At 59.3% G+C, this 16991-nt stretch carries 18 protein-coding genes; 6 read left to right on the top strand and 12 right to left on the bottom strand.

Going from position 1 to position 16991, the window contains the following annotated elements; all coding sequences use genetic code 11:
* Window positions 1-74 precede the first annotated feature (74 nt).
* The 3 genes from EDC14_RS06740 to EDC14_RS06730 form a co-directional block, all read right to left on the bottom strand.
* Complete coding sequence (locus tag EDC14_RS06740; protein WP_132013493.1) at window positions 75-452, bottom strand: extracellular solute-binding protein; 378 nt, start codon at window positions 450-452, stop codon at window positions 75-77.
* Between the two features lie 123 nt (window positions 453-575).
* Complete coding sequence (gene manD, locus EDC14_RS06735; protein WP_279388736.1) at window positions 576-1766, bottom strand: D-mannonate dehydratase ManD; 1191 nt, start codon at window positions 1764-1766, stop codon at window positions 576-578.
* A gap of 212 nt (window positions 1767-1978) precedes the next feature.
* Window positions 1979-2677 (bottom strand): FadR/GntR family transcriptional regulator, encoded by a 699-nt coding sequence (locus tag EDC14_RS06730; RefSeq protein ID WP_165907849.1) that lies wholly within the window; start codon window positions 2675-2677, stop codon window positions 1979-1981.
* Window positions 2678-3173: 496 nt separating this feature from the next.
* On the opposite strand from EDC14_RS06730, the gene EDC14_RS06725 reads away from it, so the two are divergent.
* Window positions 3174-3911 carry a metal-dependent hydrolase gene (locus EDC14_RS06725; protein ID WP_165907848.1) on the top strand — a complete coding sequence of 246 codons (738 nt, stop codon included), beginning with the start codon at window positions 3174-3176 and terminating at the stop codon, window positions 3909-3911.
* 111 nt (window positions 3912-4022) lie between these two features.
* Here EDC14_RS06725 and EDC14_RS26685 read toward each other — a convergent pair whose 3' ends face one another.
* The gene (locus tag EDC14_RS26685; RefSeq protein WP_165907847.1) at window positions 4023-4235 is read right to left on the bottom strand and encodes an aspartyl-phosphate phosphatase Spo0E family protein; all 213 of its coding nucleotides are present in this window, start codon (window positions 4233-4235) and stop codon (window positions 4023-4025) included.
* A gap of 533 nt (window positions 4236-4768) precedes the next feature.
* On the opposite strand from EDC14_RS26685, the gene EDC14_RS06715 reads away from it, so the two are divergent.
* The 3 genes from EDC14_RS06715 to EDC14_RS06710 all read left to right on the top strand — a co-directional run bounded on the left by EDC14_RS06715 (window position 4769) and on the right by EDC14_RS06710 (window position 6773).
* Window positions 4769-5278: a Spy/CpxP family protein refolding chaperone gene (locus EDC14_RS06715; RefSeq protein WP_132013488.1), complete on the top strand. Its 510-nt coding sequence runs from the start codon at window positions 4769-4771 to the stop codon at window positions 5276-5278.
* Window positions 5279-5548: 270 nt separating this feature from the next.
* Window positions 5549-5692: a hypothetical protein gene (locus EDC14_RS26680; RefSeq protein WP_165907846.1), complete on the top strand. Its 144-nt coding sequence runs from the start codon at window positions 5549-5551 to the stop codon at window positions 5690-5692.
* 640 nt (window positions 5693-6332) lie between these two features.
* Window positions 6333-6773 carry a bactofilin family protein gene (locus EDC14_RS06710; protein ID WP_132013487.1) on the top strand — a complete coding sequence of 147 codons (441 nt, stop codon included), beginning with the start codon at window positions 6333-6335 and terminating at the stop codon, window positions 6771-6773.
* A 306-nt stretch (window positions 6774-7079) separates the two neighbouring features.
* Here the strand turns inward: EDC14_RS06710 and EDC14_RS06705 are convergent, their stop codons facing one another.
* Entirely contained in the window at window positions 7080-7850 is a 771-nt protein-coding gene (locus EDC14_RS06705) for a DeoR/GlpR family DNA-binding transcription regulator (RefSeq protein WP_132013486.1), read from the bottom strand.
* Window positions 7851-8062: 212 nt separating this feature from the next.
* Window positions 8063-8620, bottom strand: coding sequence for a CD3072 family TudS-related putative desulfidase (locus tag EDC14_RS06700; RefSeq protein ID WP_132013485.1), 558 nt, complete (start codon window positions 8618-8620; stop codon window positions 8063-8065).
* A 397-nt stretch (window positions 8621-9017) separates the two neighbouring features.
* Between EDC14_RS06700 and glgP the strand changes: the two genes are divergently transcribed.
* Entirely contained in the window at window positions 9018-10718 is a 1701-nt protein-coding gene (gene glgP, locus EDC14_RS06695) for an alpha-glucan family phosphorylase (protein WP_132013484.1), read from the top strand.
* A gap of 110 nt (window positions 10719-10828) precedes the next feature.
* Here the strand turns inward: glgP and EDC14_RS06690 are convergent, their stop codons facing one another.
* The 6 genes from EDC14_RS06690 to EDC14_RS06665 all read right to left on the bottom strand — a co-directional run bounded on the left by EDC14_RS06690 (window position 10829) and on the right by EDC14_RS06665 (window position 14547).
* On the bottom strand, window positions 10829-11149 hold the full coding sequence (locus EDC14_RS06690; protein ID WP_132013483.1) for a DMT family transporter: 321 nt from the start codon (window positions 11147-11149) through the stop codon (window positions 10829-10831).
* A 253-nt stretch (window positions 11150-11402) separates the two neighbouring features.
* A complete protein-coding gene (locus EDC14_RS06685) occupies window positions 11403-11840 on the bottom strand; it encodes a GNAT family N-acetyltransferase (RefSeq protein WP_132013482.1) in 438 nt (145 codons plus the stop codon).
* A gap of 97 nt (window positions 11841-11937) precedes the next feature.
* Entirely contained in the window at window positions 11938-13104 is a 1167-nt protein-coding gene (locus tag EDC14_RS06680; protein ID WP_132013481.1) for an RNA-dependent RNA polymerase family protein, read from the bottom strand.
* A 69-nt stretch (window positions 13105-13173) separates the two neighbouring features.
* The gene (locus EDC14_RS06675; RefSeq protein ID WP_132013480.1) at window positions 13174-13632 is read right to left on the bottom strand and encodes a prepilin-type N-terminal cleavage/methylation domain-containing protein; all 459 of its coding nucleotides are present in this window, start codon (window positions 13630-13632) and stop codon (window positions 13174-13176) included.
* Between the two features lie 5 nt (window positions 13633-13637).
* Window positions 13638-14075 carry a type IV pilus modification PilV family protein gene (locus tag EDC14_RS06670; RefSeq protein WP_165907845.1) on the bottom strand — a complete coding sequence of 146 codons (438 nt, stop codon included), beginning with the start codon at window positions 14073-14075 and terminating at the stop codon, window positions 13638-13640.
* Between the two features lie 28 nt (window positions 14076-14103).
* A complete protein-coding gene (locus tag EDC14_RS06665) occupies window positions 14104-14547 on the bottom strand; it encodes a GspH/FimT family pseudopilin (RefSeq protein WP_132013508.1) in 444 nt (147 codons plus the stop codon).
* Between the two features lie 406 nt (window positions 14548-14953).
* Here EDC14_RS06665 and EDC14_RS06660 point away from each other — a divergent pair, with 406 nt between their 5' ends.
* Entirely contained in the window at window positions 14954-16894 is a 1941-nt protein-coding gene (locus EDC14_RS06660) for a D-apionate lactonase family protein (RefSeq protein ID WP_132013478.1), read from the top strand.
* Window positions 16895-16991: the final 97 nt, after the last annotated feature.

The raw sequence follows: 16991 nt of genomic DNA, 5'->3' as shown, positions 1-16991 counted from the left end.
TGCTATTTCATCAATATGCTTATCGGACATAGTATGCAGTTTTCAAAGATCAAACATCTTGTCTTTGGTTAACTTCATCTAGCACAACAGGTTAACTTATCTTTCTTGACCCGGGCGGTGATGTTGAGGAGCTGTCCTTCGGAGGCGAAGGGCTCGATCCCCACCGCTTGCAGGCCGACCACGTCGGGCAGCATATCCGCTTTGGCGTAGGTGACGATCTTCTGCTGGATCTGATCGTTGGGAACGCCTTCGATTTCGATACGGATATTCGGGTATTTGCTCTCGAACTTCTTGATGCCTTCCAATATCACAGTCCGCGACGGTTCTTCCAGGACGCTGTGAGTCAGGTAGCGCAGGGTGACCTTATTGTCGGCGAACGCAGCCACGGTCCCAAAGAGCAGGGCGGCGAAGATACCAAGGCTCATCCAACGAAAGAATCTCTTTGATCTCATCAAAACATTTCCTCCCTTACTTTATCCATTCTCCAATCAACTTACCGTGAGATGATGAAACCGGCTGCTTTCCCCCCTTTACGCTGCATTCGGGAGGCACCCCCGGAAGGGGCGGCCCCCATCCTACCAATCCTGGACCGTGCCGTCTTTGCGGCGCGATACCGGCAGATAGCTCCGGCGGTACGGATACTTGGCGGCCGCGGCTTCGTCGACTTCGCAACCGAGGCCCGGCACTTCGGCGACGCTCAGATAGCCGTCGTTGAAGAGCGGCTGGGCCGAGAAGACATCCCGTACTTCCGGAGCGAAGGCGCATTGCTCCTGGATCCCGAAGTTGGTGACCGCCAGGTCCAGATGGACGTTGGCCAAATGGGCGATGGGTGAAATATCGGGCGGACCGTGCCAGGCGGTCTTCACGTGGTAGACCTCGGCCCAGTTGGCAATCTTCTTGGCCTCGGTGAGTCCGCCGATATGGCTGAGGTCGCAACGGATATAGTCGATGAGCTGTTCCTCGAAGAGTGTCAGGCAATCCCATTTGGTGTTGAACAACTCGCCCATGGCGATGGGAATCGCCGCGCCCTGGCGGATGATCCGGAAACTCTCCTTGTGTTCGGGGCGGAGCGGATCCTCCAGGAAGAAGAGCTGATACGGTTCCAGCTCCTTGGCCAGAATCTTGGCTTCCACCGGGGTCAGCCGCTCGTGGACGTCATGAAGCATCTCGAGATCGGTCCCGAGTTCGGCCCGTAAGTATTCAAACAGCTTGGGAATGGTCTGGAGGTAGGGGCGGGGCTCCCACTCCTCCACGAAAGGCAGGTTGTTGGAGTCGATATTCTCAATCCCGTATGTACCCTTGCAGCCGGGAATACCCACCTGAAAACGGAGCGCTTTGTAACCCTGCTCCATATATTTCAGGGCGTTCTCCTTCACCTCGGCGAAATCGCGGCCGGAGACGTGGGTGTAACAGAGAACTTTATCGCGGCTTTTGCCGCCCAATAGCGAATACAGCGGCAGGTTGGCTTTTTTGGCTTTGATATCCCACAGGGCCATGTCGATCCCGGCCAGCGCGGTCATGAGGACCGGACCGCCCCGCCAATAGGAGCCGCGGAAGATATGTTGCCAGATATCCTCGATCTGGTCCGGGTCTTTCCCGTGCAGCAACGGCGCGATATGTTCCTTCAGGATCTCCGCCACCGCCAGTTCCCTGCCGTTCAGGGTCGCGTCGCCGACGCCGCTCAAGCCTTCGTCGGTCTCGATCTTCACCACGACGTAATTGCGGCCGGGACAGGTCACAATGGTTTTTACATTAGTTATTTTCAAAAAATCTCGCTCCTTTATCATTGATGTTCAAAGAATTGCCAGGCTTTCGAACCATCCCCGGCGCAGGCCTATCCCCATTCATGGGGCGCCAAAGGTTTAAGAAAAGCCGAAGCCGGTTAGCGTCGTTTCATCCGACCCCTCCAGTCGCTGAAGCCAACGGTTTTTTACTCCATCAAACTTGTTGGTTGTCCTACAAGTTACAGCAAAAAAATTTACTTATTGGTATAATTGTAATGGACTTGTTGTTTGACGATCTCCTTGTCGCTTTTGGAAAGCATCCCCGCCAACTCGTAATCCCGGCTCTTGATGGCGTCAAACAGCCGGACATGGCCGTTGATGCTGAAGACCAGATCGCCGTTGCGGTTCATCTCTTCCAAATGATTGTAGATGACATCCTTCAGGCGGAGCATGGCTTTGTAGAAGATCCGGTTTTTGGACGCCTTGACGATGCTCAGATGAAACTGATAATCGGCAATGGAAAACTTCTTGTAATCATGGGTATTGGCGATCATGTTATCCAAGGAGCGCCGGATATGCTCCAGATCCTCCTCGGTGGCCCGTTTGGCCGCCAGACGCGCACTCTCGTTCTCGATGATATCCCGGAAATCGACGATATCCATCATCTCTTCCTCATCCAGCGAGACCAGCGGGATAAAGCTGTCGATCAGGCTGTCGGCGATGGACTTGTAGACAAACGTGCCTTTCCCTTGTTCCGAAGTGACCGCGCCGATGGCCTTCAACTTCTGAATGGCGCTGCGGACCGTATTCCGGCTGACATTAAACATTTTACAGAGGTCGTTTTCCGAAGGGATCTTTTCGCCAGGGTTCCATTCGCCGCTGATGATGTTATCCTTCATCTGCTCGAAGACGCGTTCAACGAGATCGACTTTTTCAATGGAATGAATACTCATAAACTTCCTGCCGTTCTTTTTTGAATGATAAGTTGAAATAAATTTCGATTTCATATTTGCAGTCGGCTTTACGATGCAACGACTTTTAAAAAGTCGTTGCATTAGGAATGCAAATCATCATAAAGAATTTATTTCATCCTAATATATCGGGCTTAGTAAAGATCCCTCATGAACCAATGATCCGATCCGGAAACTTGTAAGATGTAGTACAACTTCTTTTTTATTATTACATATCCGTATCCAAAAAACAAGTAACTTCAGCCAATCCAGGAATATTTTTTATCGTTGCAACGCCAAAGACTTACTCAAAATCCTCCGATAGCTGGATTTTTGAGTAGCAGTTTGCTACAATCAGAGTTACCTCCCGGGCCATCGGTTTCGCAATAGGCTTGCAAATTACTTGGCAAAACGGGGATGACTCGGTAGGGAAGAAACCCGGAACGGGAACCGCTGCGATTTTGATTGTTATTCTTGTTCCGCCACGGAGGATTTGGTTTTGAGGGGATCGACGCATGCGACGATCGGAATATGGGGCGCCTTGAATCTGGCCCAAGCCCTGGGGCAACCGTTAATTGGGCCGGTAACCTTCGCTTATCTAGGGGCGTTATGGCCGGATATCGATCATCCCGACAGTATCGTCGGCCGGTATTTCCGTTTCTTTTACTTCGCCTTCGGCTGCTTTTTCGGCTGCCGGCCGTTCCTGCCCACCCTGATATTCTTCGCGGCCTGCGCCGGAGTTTTTACGGTGATTATCCGGCTGCGGGGATTGCCGCTTTGCGGGGCGGCCGGATTATGTTGGTTCCTGGCTGCCGATTGGTTACTATGGAAGATCGTATTCCTCCGCTGCCCCGGGTTAAAGGATTTTTTCCACAGCCTCTTCGCGCACCGGGGATTCTCCCACTCGCTGCTGGGATTGCTGGCCTTCGCCGCGCCGTGGTTCCTTTTCCTGACCCTGTTGCGTTTGCCGCTGCTCTGGGGCGCCTATTTCGGAGTGGGCTACCTGCTGCACGTGGCAGCGGATCTGCTCTGCAACGCCGGCGTGCCCCTTTTCTGGCCGTTCTCCAAACACCGGGTCGGGCTACCACTCTTTCGCACCCGGGGAGTGCGGGAAATGTTGCTCCAGGCCATCGTGGTGTGGACGGTGGTTTCACAAGTTTTATTCCTGGCCCGACACGGTCTGGCGGAGCGATTGAGCCAGGAGTTCCAGTGGCTGAAAGCTTATTTCCTCGGCTGACGCGATTCCCGGATCCTGCGTCCTTGGTGTCGCCATAAACGGCGTATCATTCTCCCTGATATTCCATTAATAATTCATAATTATGCATTTGGGCTGGGGTTTCAAGCCGAATCACTCGGTGAGTGATGGATAGTCCGGCAACCCCATCCCATCCCGGTTCATCAATTGATGATACTGGCAGATCAAATGGTCCAACTCGGCGCTAGCCGCCAGAACAGCGGCATTGGTGGCCCCGTAGAGGTTCCAAAGGTCCTGGAGCTTGCCGCGTCCGGCGACGATCTGTTGCCGGAGAACGTGAATGGAGGATGGGGTTGTCGATTGCATCGTCATTGACCACATTTCTTTCGTTCGTTTTAAATGGATGTGTAGGTCAGCCTGCGTTACAGACTTGATACGAGAGGCGATTTGGAAAGGGCTGGCCCTAGTCACCGGCGCGTCCATTCCCTTCCAAAGATCGTTTTCAAGCCCATTATATTTTAATGAGATTTTTTTGCAAGGAAAAATTTTTGGATAAACATTCATTGGGATTCTCTAGGGCCAAACTTTTGACATGAGCAAGCCCGATGAACGGAGCAAAAAAATCATTTCACCCCGCCCGCTCCGGCGGAACCCAATCTCCACAAAAACTCCACAACTCTTCAATACCTTTTTCATATCTATCGGGTATCCTGGATTTAGCCCCGGAGGAAAATTCAGGGCAACCAGGAAAGAGCAACCCATGAAAGGACTTCTCAAAAAATTTCCAATCGGATCTCGGAAAAAGCTGAACACTATCCGGAGGTGATGCGTCGAATTGGTAATCCTGTGGTAAAAGAATCTCGATACCATCAACCCTATTTTTGAAAGGAGCGTTTTCTATGAAAAAATCCCTGCTGGTATTGTTAACCGTGGCGTTACTGATCGGTTCCCTCTCCTTCGCGGCGCTGGCCGCCGGACCGGGGCAAGGCAACCGGCCCGCCGGCGAATACCGCTTCACCGTCTTCAAAGCGTTGAACCTCAGCCCCGAACAGCAAGAGAAACTGTTGGCCATCCGCCAGGACTTCGAAAAGGCCACCCTGGACCTTCGCTTCGACTTGCAACGGAAACAGCTGGAGTTGCGCAAGTTGTGGGCAGCCAACCCGCTGGACCAGAACGCCATCGAGACGCAAAGCAAAGCTGTCGCCGCTTTAAGAGTCCAAATGGTGACCCAGTCCCGGGCGATGTTTGAAAAGGTGAAGAGCGTACTTACTCCGGCCCAACTGAAACAGTTGGAGACCCGTTTCCAGGACCGGCCCGGCAAAGGCCGCCGGGGTCCCGGAGCCGGTATCGGCGGACCGCGCCGCGGCGGGATGCAAGGCTTTGGATTCCTCGATTGCCCGATGCGTTAAACCCAAAAAGGACGCCCATCCCGACGGATGGGCGTCTTGAATCTCCGGGCCGGGCGCGAGCCGCCTAGGCTTGGCTAAATTTTGAAGTTGACCCGGGCCGGTTTTTGGATTAAGATAGTATTGACAATTCAATATGTCATCCATTCGGTTGAAAGCGGCACGCCGCTTCCAAGAAACCGTGCTTCTAGGGTGGGAGGCTCAATTTTGAGCTTCCCATCTTTTTTTATTTTTACCCCCCTGGTGGTGATGTAGCGAAAGGAGGTGTCCGAAATGAGCTTTGAGATTGGCACCGTCATTGTAGTTGGCATTATTTTCGGCCTATTTTTTTACGGCGCGCATCAAGCGGACAAGGCAGTCGCCGCCAAAGCCGAAGCCAAACGGAGAGCCCAAGCCAAAACCGCTTCCCGTCATTGACCGGGAAAGGGTGCCCCCTGGCGGCCGGTTCGCAGCGACTGCCCCGCCGGCTGCCAGGGGTCGCCATCCCTCTCCAAACGCGCAGCGCGAGAAATTGAGATGAGCGGGAACGGGTTACATGATTGGCATCGAAAGCAGTATTCAAGGCCGTTTCGACCCTCGCCGGAACGGCCGGTTTCCAAAGTGAATTTTCGGCTGAAGAAATTAAAGGAATTTGGCGGCGGACCGATAATTACTTATACTATGGATCGTTTCGTTCTTCCGGAAAGAGAGCAAATCGAGGACTATATTAGGATGAAATAAATTCCGCTTTGATTTCATCCTATTCCAGCGATGATGAGTTGAATTAAATCCTTTCATGTTTCCATCATGTCCGGCTTTCGGGAAATGATGCAGACTAGAAATTGAATTCAACTGATATAGAAGCCATGGGATAAAGTCTTTCGAAACGGAGATCAGCATGCAAAAAGGTTTAAAACGACTTTATCCCTTGCTTCTCTGAGCTTTTGTGTCCACCCTGACCTTCGGACAGGGTGTATCGCAACGCTTGTAGCCCGAGAGTTGCATCATGGGGCGCTCCGGCTCCTTGGGGATTGCCAGTGCAAGTCTCGTCAAAACAAACATAGCGGGGGGATGAGAAATGTTTTCCAGCAAAGAACGGCCCAGCGGCGGCGGCCGCATTGAGACGATCATCGCCAAGGAATGCCGGGTGAAAGGCAATCTGGAGACCGCGAGCGGTTCGGTCCGGATTGACGGCTACTTTGAGGGCGACCTCCACATCGGCGGCGACCTGATCATCGGCGAAAGCGGCAGCATCGTCGGGAATATCATCGCCAAGAACGTCGCCGTGGCCGGCGAAGTGAAGGGAACCATCGAGGCCCGGGGCAAGTTGGAGCTGGCAGCCACCGCCCGGATCATCGGCGACACCAAGATGGCGGTCTTTGTCGTGGCCGACGGCGCTTTCTTCCAAGGCCAGTGCGCTTCGTTGCCGTCGGGCGATCTCAAGGACCGCGGCCGTTTATTACTGACTGACAATTCCGAGGAAACGACGGTTTCGATCGCCAAGCTAAAAGCGCCGTAACGTAAAATGTTTTCCCCGATCGGGCAACCGTCCTTAGCGGGTGCCTCCATTCGCGACCCACTTTGTCCGCTCTTACCCGCGCCCGGTAACCGGGCGTATTTTCTTGCCCGGCGTTCCGCCGCTGCCGCCAAGCGGCCAATCATCAGAAAGCACGACCGGATTCCCGGTCCGGCCGCATCGCGCACCAGGAACCGGAGCCGTTACGCCCGGTGTTTCGCCGGTGACGCCGGATTCTCCAAACTCGCGCCGGGCGCCGAACGAAACGGACGGGAAGCGTTCGTGCTTTCTGATGACTGCCGATTCGCGTCAGCCGGATGCGATAACCAGCTCCACCGCGGCGTCGTCCAGAGCCTTCTGCATCTTGCGGGATACCGGCTGATCGGTGATGATGATGTCGATCGCCGGCAGCTCCAGCGCACGGAACAATGAATACTGGTCGAACTTGGTGTGGTCGGCCAGAACGATTACTTGTTCGGCGCGGCGGACCAGTTCCTGCTTGAAATAGATATCATCCTCATCATAATAGTAAATCCCCTCGCCGGTGATCCCGGCGGCCCCCAGAAAAGCCTTGGTGAACCGGTAATCCTCCAGCTTTTTGAGGGTGCCGTAGCCGGTCATGTGGCGCAGCTTGGGATGGAGCAACCCGCCCAGGAGATAAGTCTGGATGGCTTCCTCCTCCATCAGCAGCCAGGCGTTGTCCAGCGAATGGGTGACGACGGTCAGTCCCGCGGCCCGCAACCGTGGAATGAGGCATTGCACCGTGGTCGAAACATCCAGAAAGAGGATCTCGTCCTCCTCGACCAGCGTCGCGGCGTATTCGCCGATCCGCAGCTTCTCCTGGGGTTCGTTCCGCTGCCTGGCGGCATACTCCTGAATCTTCTTATCGAACTTGGGCAAGGCAATGCCGCCGTGGGTCCGGATGACCGCGCCCCGCTCCGCCAGCTTGACGACGTCGCGCCGCGCCGTATCGCGGGATACCCCGAAGATGGCGCAGATCTCATTGACCGTCATCGCCTCGTGGCCCTCCAGGTACTCCAGGATCCGGTACAAACGTTCCTCTTGGTAGATGAGACTCACCTCTGACTTTATTATAAGGAATCAGCCGAACATTTTCAAGTATTTATAATTGTTATCCGGAACAATATAAGTATTTGTAAGTATTTTGTCTTTAACGACGCTCTGTTCCGCCCAAATTGCGGGTCGCTTCTTATGCTGATGATACCCGGTTGCTCCGGCTGCCGCATCGTCCGGGATACTCCGATTCCTTCACCGCCGCCACGGCCCGGGGTTCAATCCCGTTCCTTCCGGAGCAGCCGGTGGACGGCAGCGACGGCCGCCTCCGCTTCGCGCGCCTTGATGCCCGCCATTTCGACCGCGAGGCCCTCCCGGTCCAGTGCCGCGGCCAGTTGCCGGATGAAGACCCCCGGCCCTTCCCGTTCCGCCCCGTCGGCCCAGGTGGTTTCCACCCCGCAAGTGGGCGACCCGTTGATCCCCAGGAGGCCGAGAACCGCGAAACCGTGTTTCCGATACTCGAGGAGCTGGCGGAGGATCTCCGCCGCCAAGGCCCGGCAGGCCCCGGTCGGCGCTTCTTCCGCCATCCGCGCGGCGATCCGCGTGTCCTCCTTCGCCACGGTGGGCCGGCTCCCGGGAGCCGCTTCGCGGTCCAGCCCCAGGCAGAGCAGTTCCGGGCAGGGCAGCTGGACAATGCCGACCCCCGCGTCCAGCAACGCGGCGGCCGCTTCCCGGATCGCGCCCGGATAATGGGCGCAAGCATCCAGCTTGGCATTCTGATTTAAAATGCAATGGGCCACCAATAACAGTTTCTTACTGCGCCGATCGTCAAACATGGGTCATCCCCTCTTTTCCCTTTATTGAAATCCGCGAGCCGCCCGGGGCATGCCAGATTATTCACCCATTGCCGGAATTCCCCTGCTGTTTTCCGAGCCATCCGGCCCGCTCCGGGCGGAACGGCGTAAACTCTCGCCTTTCCCTCCTAAAAATGGCATCCGTTCCTGCTGTATTATGTTGACTATCGGAGTCCCATCCCGTTACAATGAATGATGTGTTGCATTCCGACCGTCCCGGATGAAACACAGCTCACGATGGAAGTACGGACGGCAGCTTTTTTGCCATCCGGAACGGCGCGGGGGGCCGTTCCACGCGATAGTTTTTTTATTTCATCTGAAGAACGACCGTATCGCCAATGTTTCACGATCTAGATTGACTCATTTTTGGAGGGAGAACATGAGCGACAAGAAACTGCCTCAAGTAGCCTATTTTTGCATGGAATTCGGGCTGCACGAAGATTTCCGGATCTACTCGGGCGGCCTGGGGATCCTGGCCGGCGATATTTTGAAGGCAGCCAAAGACGGCGGCTACCCCCTGATCGGAGTGGGCATTCTGTGGCGGCAAGGCTACACCACTCAGGTCTTCCGGGAAGACGGCCGGATCTACGATTGTTACCCGGAGTATCGGTATGACTTCCTGCAGGACACCGGCGTGGTGGTCGGAGTGAAGATCCGCGGCCGCTGGGTCCATTGCAAGGTCTGGAAATGTTCGCAATATGACAATGTCGATCTCTACCTGCTCGACGCCAACCTCCCGGGCAACTGCGACCCGCTCGTCACCGGCCAACTGTACGGCTGGTTCTCCGAGGAGCGGATCGCCCAGGAGATGATCCTCGGCATCGGCGGGGTGCGCGCCCTGCGGACGCTCGGGATCTACCCCGACGTCTATCACTTCAACGACAGCCACCCGGTGATCGCCGGGGTCGAGCTGATCCGGCTGAAGATGGACGACGAGGGCATGGATTTCGAGGAAGCCTGGCGGCGGACCCGTCAGGAGATCGTCTTTACCACCCATACGCCGATCATGGCCGGCAATGAGGTCCACGGCCACGACCTGCTCCAGTACATGGGGGCCTATAACGGGCTCACCCACGAGCAGCTGGTGCGGATCGGCGGCGACCCCTTCAGCATGACCGTGGCCGGGCTGCGCCTGTCGCGCAAGGCCAACGCAGTGGCTGAGCTGCACGGCCATACCGCCCGCGACATGTGGCGGGGCGTCGAGGGGGCCTCGGAGATCATCGCCATCACCAACGGCGTGCACAACGGCACCTGGCAGGATCCCCGGCTGGCCCGGGCCTACGCCGCCGGCAGCGATCTCTGGGGGCCGCACCAGGCGGCCAAACGCGAGATGATCGCCGAGATCGAGCGGCGCAATGGCGTCAAGCTGGATGAGAACGTGCTGACCATCGGGTTTGCGCGGCGGGCCGCGCCTTATAAACGGGGCGACCTGATCTTCCGCCGGCCCGAAGTGATCGAGCCGCTGTTGCGCGACGGCAAGCTGCAGCTGATCTTCTCGGGCAAGGCCCATCCCAATGACCTGACCGGCAAAGGGATCATCACCCGGCTGTACGAGATGGCCAAACGCTTCCCGGAGCGCGTCGTCTTCTTGCAGAATTACGACATGAAGATCGGCAAGCTCCTGACCCGCGGCTGCGACGTCTGGCTGAACAATCCGGTCCGGCCGATGGAGGCCAGCGGCACCTCGGGCATGAAGGCCGCCATGAACGGCGTGCTCAACTTCAGCGTCCTGGACGGCTGGTGGCCGGAGGGCTGCCGCCACGGCGTCAACGGCTGGCAGATCGGGGACGGCCATTACCATCACGATCAGGACCAGGCCGACGCCGACGCGCTCTATTATGTGCTGGGCAACGATATCCTGCCGCTGTATTACGGCAACCGGGCCAAGTGGACCGAGATGATGCGCGCCAGCATCACCATGTCCCAGTGGCAGTTCTCCGCCGCCCGGATGGTGCGGGAGTACTACCACCGGCTCTACCTGACCGACGCCGCCGCGGCCGAGTATCCTTTCCCGGAAGTCCCGGCCTATCTGCGGGAGCTGCCCAACTGCCCCAATGACGGCCTGTATGCCGGGATGTAAACGACTCACGCTTTAAAACGGGCCGCGGCCCTTACGCCGCGCCCCTTCCAAACGAGGCTGGCCCTTTCCGGGCCGCCTCGTTTTTTGGCATTCCGCGCCGGCGGACCGTTTTAATGGCCGCCGGCCAGATTGAGGCCGACCACTCCCACCAGGATCAGCGCGATAAAGAAGAGTTTTTCCCAGCTCAATGTCTCCTGAAAATAAACCGCCCCGATCCCTGCCAGTAAAACGATGCCGATCCCCGACCATATCGCATAGGCCACGCCGATCGCGATCCGCCGCAACGCCAGGGACAGCGCGAAAAAGCTCACCGCGTACAGGGCCAGCGCCGGAATCGCCCATTGCAGCCTGGCAAAGCCGTTCGAAAGCTTCAGCATGGTGGTCCCGCCGACCTCAAACAGGATCGCCGCTCCCAAATAAACCCAATTCATCTCGATGCAACCTCATTTCCATTCCGACCGGCCGCCGCCGGCGCCGCCACTCCTGTGGATCGGTCCGGCGGTGGCGAAAACCCCGTTGCCAGGCCTTGCCAACCGGCCGGCGGTGCCGCGATCCGCCCCGGAGGGTCCGCTAAAGCCCGCGGCGGTCCGTCCCGACGCTGCGGAGGTTCCGCCGGACCGGCCGGCGGTTCTTCACCGGCCCCGGCAAGGACCGCCGCAGGCTCCGGCGGAACCGTTCCGGGTCTCAGCCCAGTTCCAGCGAGAATAAAAAGGCCCGCTTCTCGAAACCGAGCCGTTCGTAAAAGCGGTGCGCCCCTTCCCTGGGGAATCCCGAGTCCAGCTCGATTCGCTTACAGCCGGCCGTCCGGGCGCAGTCGATCGCCTGCCGCAGCAGCGTCGCGCCGAACCCCCGGCCCCGCAGCTCCTCGTCCACAATCATCGCGTAAATGTAGGCGATCCGCCCTTCCTGCCAGAAGTTGTTCATCACGGCATAAGCGCAAAAGCCGACCACTTTCCCGGCGGCCACGGCGCAGAGATAGGTGTCGGCCCCTGATGCCAGGCCCCGTTCGAAGACGGCGCTCATGGCCGCCTCATGCAGCTCCCGGCCCGGCCAAAGCTGGTGAAAAAGCGCAAAAACCGCGGGAAAATCGCTCCCGACGGCCGGACGAATCGTGATATCCATCGGCAAAACCTCCGCTCATCGTCGCTCTCCGGCCTCTTTTCGCCGGCGGCCCGCCGTTTTCCTGCCAGATGATTCCAGCGGGCGGGTTAACAATGGATTACGGTTCGCGCCAACGGGTGAGCCGCGTTCCCGAACCGCCGCCCGAGCCGGAACCGGAGCCGCCGAAGTAGGGTTGATAGAGGTCCCACTGAGGCTGATAGATGCCGAAGCTGACCGAAGTGACGGTGATCCGACTCTGGCTGACCACGCCGCCGGTCAGTCGGAAAGAACCGTTCGTCAGGCTGATATCGCCGCTGGCATACAGGACGCCGCTGGTGTTGAAACTGCCGCTGTTCAGATTGACTTTGCCGTCGACGAAGGCGCTGATCTGGCCGGAATAATTGCCGTTGCCGAGGGTCAGGGTGGGTTGGACGGCGGAGTCGCCCCGGACCGCGGCGTCCTTCAGCACCACGATGAGGGCGTTTTTATTGCTGAAACTGTTGGCGCCCACCTTGATGGCGGGGCTTCCTCCCGTGACCCGGACTAAAATGATCTTCCCTCCGGCATTCATCAGGTCGGCCGAAATGTCCAACGTGCCGCCATTCACGGTATAGGTCCGGTAAATCTTGGACGGATCGGCGGCGAAGCTGTCCCAATTGGGCGCGGGAATCGTTTCCCGCACCGCATTCGAGTAAGTCTTGATCGTGCTGGCCAGCGAACCGTTGGAGACATTCACCGTCTTGCTGCTGACCAGGCTGCCGGTGCCGCCCATCGAGAAGGAGCTCAAGGTGAGGTTTTCCACGGCGTAAAGGGAGTTGCCGTTCAGGAAATAACTGCCGTTGGTGATGGACATGGCGGCGCCGGCCATGAAACCGTGCGCGTTGAAAGGCAGCGGCTCTTCAGCTTCCGTCACGTCGGCCTGGACGGTCCGGCTGAATTTGCCGCGGCTTGCGGTGGCCCGGACGCTGGCGGGGGTGGTGGCCAGATATTCCACCCGGATGGTCCAGCCGTCGGGAGTGGTGACCCGGAAATCGCTCCGTCCCGGCTGAAACGTACTATCCCCGGCGCGCAGGCGGGCGTAGGCCAGCGCCAGGCCGTCCTCGGCCCGGGTCACGGCCAGGGACGTGGCTCCGGCGGTGCTAAAGGCGTTCAGCTGGGTCTTGACGATGGTCGACGCAGCCAGGAGGGTCAGGCAGACGATGACCAGCACGATCAGGACCACCACCAGCGCGATGCCCTGTTCCGATCCGGCGGCCCGGGCTTTCCCGGCGTTCGTCCCATCCACGGCGTCCATCCTCCTCATGCTCCGCTTCGCCAAACCAGTATTTCCTCATGAGATGCCATGTGAAGCCGCTCAATTGCGCGGCCGGACCGTCTCTTGCAGCTGCACCGCGTCGGCCCCATTCGCAACGGTCAGCCTGAGCCGCACCAGGGGCGCGGCCTCCCCCTGGCTGACCTGAAAGGCGCTGACATTCTGCGCCAATAACGTGGTGACCCCGCCGCTCCTGCGGTACAGCTTGCCGTCCGACCAGTAGAATTCGGTCGTCACCTCGTCCAGATCAGTCGCCGCGAGATCAGTCGCCGAACGGATGGTCAGCTTGCCGGCCTGGCTGCGGCGGATCTCCCGTACCATCAGCGCCATGGCGTGGTTGGCGTCCTCGAACGCCCCGGCGGCGTTGCGGTTCAGCTCCAAGCCGGCGCAGGAGACCCGGATGATCTGCGCCGTTCCCAGCAGCAGAAAGCTCAGAATCGCGCAGGCCAGCAGAAGATCGATCAGGGTAAAGCCGGCTTGGTTACGCTTGGGCACCATCATGCACCTCACTCCGGGTAAAGCAGCGCGCTGCGCCGGGCCAGCACTGTTCCGCCGGCGGAGACCGCGACCGTCACCCGTTTCAATTGCGGATCGAGGCTCCCGTCCGGCTCCGGCTCCGCCGCCGTCAGCGCCCGGTCGAGCGGGGTGGACGCCGTTGCGGAGAGGGCGGCGGGGTTCAGATTCAAACCCTCCACACTGACCCCCACGGTGTAGCTGACGGCGACGCCCCGGGTGGTGACCGTCCGCTGGCTGCTGCTATTGGCCAGCGCCTCGAATTCCTCATTGCGGCAGATCTCGATCTGCTCCTCGGCCAGCTGGTCCGCGACATTGACCCGGTAGAGATCGGGCTGGAAGGCGGGGACCGCCGCCAGCAAGGCAATGACCCCCAGCAGGGCCACGGCGATGATCACCTCAATCAGGCTGAAACCATTCTGGTTGCGCATAATCTTCCTCTCCGTGCGCCCGCCCCGCTCAATGGACATAGCCGGTGGCAATCTCGACGGTCACCGTCCGCCGCCCCGTCCCCTTGACGAGGGTCAGCGCGGGCGTGCCGCCGCTGGCGTTCTGCACCGCGCCCCAGCGGTCAAAACGGACCGCCGCGCCGTTTAAGTGCTCAAAAGTCAAGCTCAGATCCACGGCCGCCCGGCCGAGCACGATCCGCCCGCTCAATACCGCTCCGCCCACGACGCGGATCGTATAGAATCCGCCGTCCGCCGCGGCGAACTCCACCGCCGTATTGCGGGCCAGCGCCTCGGTGCGGGCGTTCTTAAGCTGCTGCGCCAGCTGCTCGGCGCCGCTGGTCAGGGCATAGCCGTCGCTGGCCGCCGAATAGCTCATGCCGGCCAACCCGGCCAGGACCCCCAGGATGGCGAGGACGATCATGATCTCGATCAGCGTGAAACCCTTGGCATTCATGAAGGTCGCTCCTCGCTCCTCCGGAATGAAAAAATGATCCAATCAGTCGTTTTTACAATATTAGACTAAATATTACATAAAATAGTAAAAATCCATCAAACCATTTAAATTCATTGTAAATTACCGGCAATTGGCTGTCAAGTTGGACAATTTGGCGCACTATTTTATTATTTTCATAAGAAATTTACAAAATTCTTTTTAATTTCCATATCCCGCCATGAAAAATGAACCAGAGGCGTCCCCGGCCGCTTTCCGGTAACTATCCCTTGACAGGCTCTGCCGGGGGGCATAGTATTAATTTTAAGTATTTCAGGAATTTTTTTCGGATATCTGCGGCGGATGAGAGCGTACGTCCGGCCGAAGCCGCTCCCGGCGTCCCAATTCCGTCCGAAAGGGGCAATGCCTGATGAACGATCCAGTCAGCATGTATGACTCCGGCCTCAGTCAGCCCGTCGACCCGCCGGTCCCGCTGCGGGCCGGGCAGCTTTCCCTCTTCTATCAGGACGGCGGAATCCGTTCCATCCGGCTGGGCGAGGTCGAGGTGGTCCGCCGCGTCTATATGGCGCTGCGCGACCGCAATTGGGATACCATTCCCGCCAAACTCTCGGAACTGACCCTGGATGTCCGGGCCGATTCCTTCCGCATCGCTTTTCTGGCCCGCCACCAACGGAACGGCATCGATTTCTCCTGGCGCGGCGCCATCAGCGGCCGCTCCGACAGCAGCATCGAGTTTACGATGGACGGGACGGCCCATTCGTCCTTCCTGCGCAACCGGATCGGCTTTTGCGTGCTCCACCCGGACACGCTGGCGGGCGTCGCCTGCGCGGTGGAGCAGGTGGACGGGGTCAAACTGGCCGGGCTCTTCCCGGTGCGGATCGCGCCGCACCAGCCGTTCAAGCAGATCCGCCAGATCGAGCATCCGGTGCTGCCGGGGGTCGAAGCCGTCATCCGCTGCACCGGCGACAGCTTTGAAATGGAGGACCAGCGCAACTGGAGCGACGCCTCCTACAAAACCTACTGCACTCCGCTGGACCGGCCGCTGCCGGCCGAAGTCCTCACCGGAACGCGGATCCGGCAGGCCGTCGCCATCCGGCTCCAAGGCCGGCTATCCGCCGTGCTCCCGCCCCCACGGCCGGCGGAAGCGGTCCGGCTCGCGCCCCGCTCCGGGCTTGAATTGGCCCTGCCCAGTCTGGGACTGGGATATGCCGTACCCGCCGAACCCTGGTCGGCGGGGGAGATCAAACGGCTGCGCCGCCTGAACCTGAGCCACTTGCGGCTGGAACTCCGTCCGGAACGGCCGGATGCCGCACCGCTGCTAGAGAGGGCCGCCCGGGACGCGGCCGCGATCGACGTTCCCCTGTTCGTGGCCCTGCATCTGGCGGAGGATCCGGAGCATGAATTGGCCCAGTTCCACTCGCTGCTCCAGGCGTCCCGTCCCCGGCTGGCCGGCGTGTTGGTGCTCCGGGACGGCGTCCCCTCGACCCGCGCCGCCGAACTTCGGCTGGCCCGGGAAATCCTGGCCGAATACGACCCGGCGCTACCCATCGGCGGCGGCACCGACGGCTACTTCACCGAGCTGAACCGGGAGCGTCCGCCGCTGGCTGCCTGCGACTTCGTCGCCTACTCCACCACCCCGCAGGTGCACGCCTTCGACAACGCTTCTCTGATCGAGAGTTTCGCGGGGCAGCGGGCCAATCTGGAGAGCGCCCGGGCCTTCGCCGGGTCCAAGCCGGTCTGGGTCTCGCCGGTCACCTTCAAGAAACGCCCGAAATCCGCTTCGCGGACCGCTCCGGCCCATCTCCCCGGCGGCGAATTGCCGCCGCAGGTCGACACCAGGCAGCTCTCGCTGTTCGGCGCCGGCTGGACCCTGGGCAGCATCCTGGCGCTGGCCGAGGGCGGCGCCGCCGCGGCCACCTATTACGAGACCACCGGCTGGCTCGGGGTGATGGAACGGCCGGCCGGCTCGCCATCGCCCGCCCTGTTTCCGTCTCTCCCCGGCGCGGTTTTCCCGCTCTATTTCAGCCTGGCCTGGGTCGGCGAATTCCGGGGCGGCCGGGCGGTCCCCCTGGACTCCGGCGATCCGCTGGCGGTTTCCGGTTTTATCCTGAACCGCGACGGACGTTCCCGCTTGATCCTGGTCAATCACAGCGGCGAGCCGCAACCCGTCCGGCTCAAGGGGTGGGCCGGCTCCGCCAGAGTACGGGTCCTCGATTCGCCTCATCTGGCAGCGGCGTTGAATGACCCCTGCTCCTTGCTGGATGACCGCGGCGCGGCCCAACAGTTCGCGGCCGAGGAAACCGCCTTGACGCTTCCGCCTTACGGGATCCTGGTGGCGGATCGGCCATAGCCGCCACACCGCAACCAAAAACAGCCTCCCGCAAAACAACAGCCCGGCAAACTTGCCGAGTTGGGCAAGATCATTCCGCGGCTGGCGGTGAAGATAA

It is taken from the genome of Hydrogenispora ethanolica (genome assembly GCF_004340685.1).
Lineage (GTDB): Bacteria > Bacillota > UBA4882 > UBA8346 > UBA8346 > Hydrogenispora > Hydrogenispora ethanolica.
The sequence above is the reverse complement of the archived record's forward strand: the minus strand, read 5'-3'. Positions and strand labels throughout refer to the sequence as shown.

Excerpts from the sequence above, each read along its gene's own strand:
- EDC14_RS26680 (WP_165907846.1), top strand. The coding sequence starts at position 5,549 with ATGAGCTTTGAGATTGGCACCGTCATTGTAGTTGGCATTATTTTCGGC.
- glgP (WP_132013484.1), top strand. The coding sequence starts at position 9,018 with ATGAGCGACAAGAAACTGCCTCAAGTAGCCTATTTTTGCATGGAATTC.
- EDC14_RS06710 (WP_132013487.1), top strand. The coding sequence starts at position 6,333 with ATGTTTTCCAGCAAAGAACGGCCCAGCGGCGGCGGCCGCATTGAGACG.
- EDC14_RS06700 (WP_132013485.1), bottom strand. The coding sequence starts at position 8,620 with ATGTTTGACGATCGGCGCAGTAAGAAACTGTTATTGGTGGCCCATTGC.
- EDC14_RS06740 (WP_132013493.1), bottom strand. The coding sequence starts at position 452 with ATGAGATCAAAGAGATTCTTTCGTTGGATGAGCCTTGGTATCTTCGCC.
- EDC14_RS06690 (WP_132013483.1), bottom strand. The coding sequence starts at position 11,149 with ATGAATTGGGTTTATTTGGGAGCGGCGATCCTGTTTGAGGTCGGCGGG.
- EDC14_RS06665 (WP_132013508.1), bottom strand. The coding sequence starts at position 14,547 with ATGAATGCCAAGGGTTTCACGCTGATCGAGATCATGATCGTCCTCGCC.
- EDC14_RS26685 (WP_165907847.1), bottom strand. The coding sequence starts at position 4,235 with ATGCAATCGACAACCCCATCCTCCATTCACGTTCTCCGGCAACAGATC.
- EDC14_RS06730 (WP_165907849.1), bottom strand. The coding sequence starts at position 2,677 with ATGAGTATTCATTCCATTGAAAAAGTCGATCTCGTTGAACGCGTCTTC.
- EDC14_RS06685 (WP_132013482.1), bottom strand. The coding sequence starts at position 11,840 with ATGGATATCACGATTCGTCCGGCCGTCGGGAGCGATTTTCCCGCGGTT.
- EDC14_RS06675 (WP_132013480.1), bottom strand. The coding sequence starts at position 13,632 with ATGATGGTGCCCAAGCGTAACCAAGCCGGCTTTACCCTGATCGATCTT.
- EDC14_RS06670 (WP_165907845.1), bottom strand. The coding sequence starts at position 14,075 with ATGCGCAACCAGAATGGTTTCAGCCTGATTGAGGTGATCATCGCCGTG.
- EDC14_RS06660 (WP_132013478.1), top strand. The coding sequence starts at position 14,954 with ATGAACGATCCAGTCAGCATGTATGACTCCGGCCTCAGTCAGCCCGTC.
- EDC14_RS06715 (WP_132013488.1), top strand. The coding sequence starts at position 4,769 with ATGAAAAAATCCCTGCTGGTATTGTTAACCGTGGCGTTACTGATCGGT.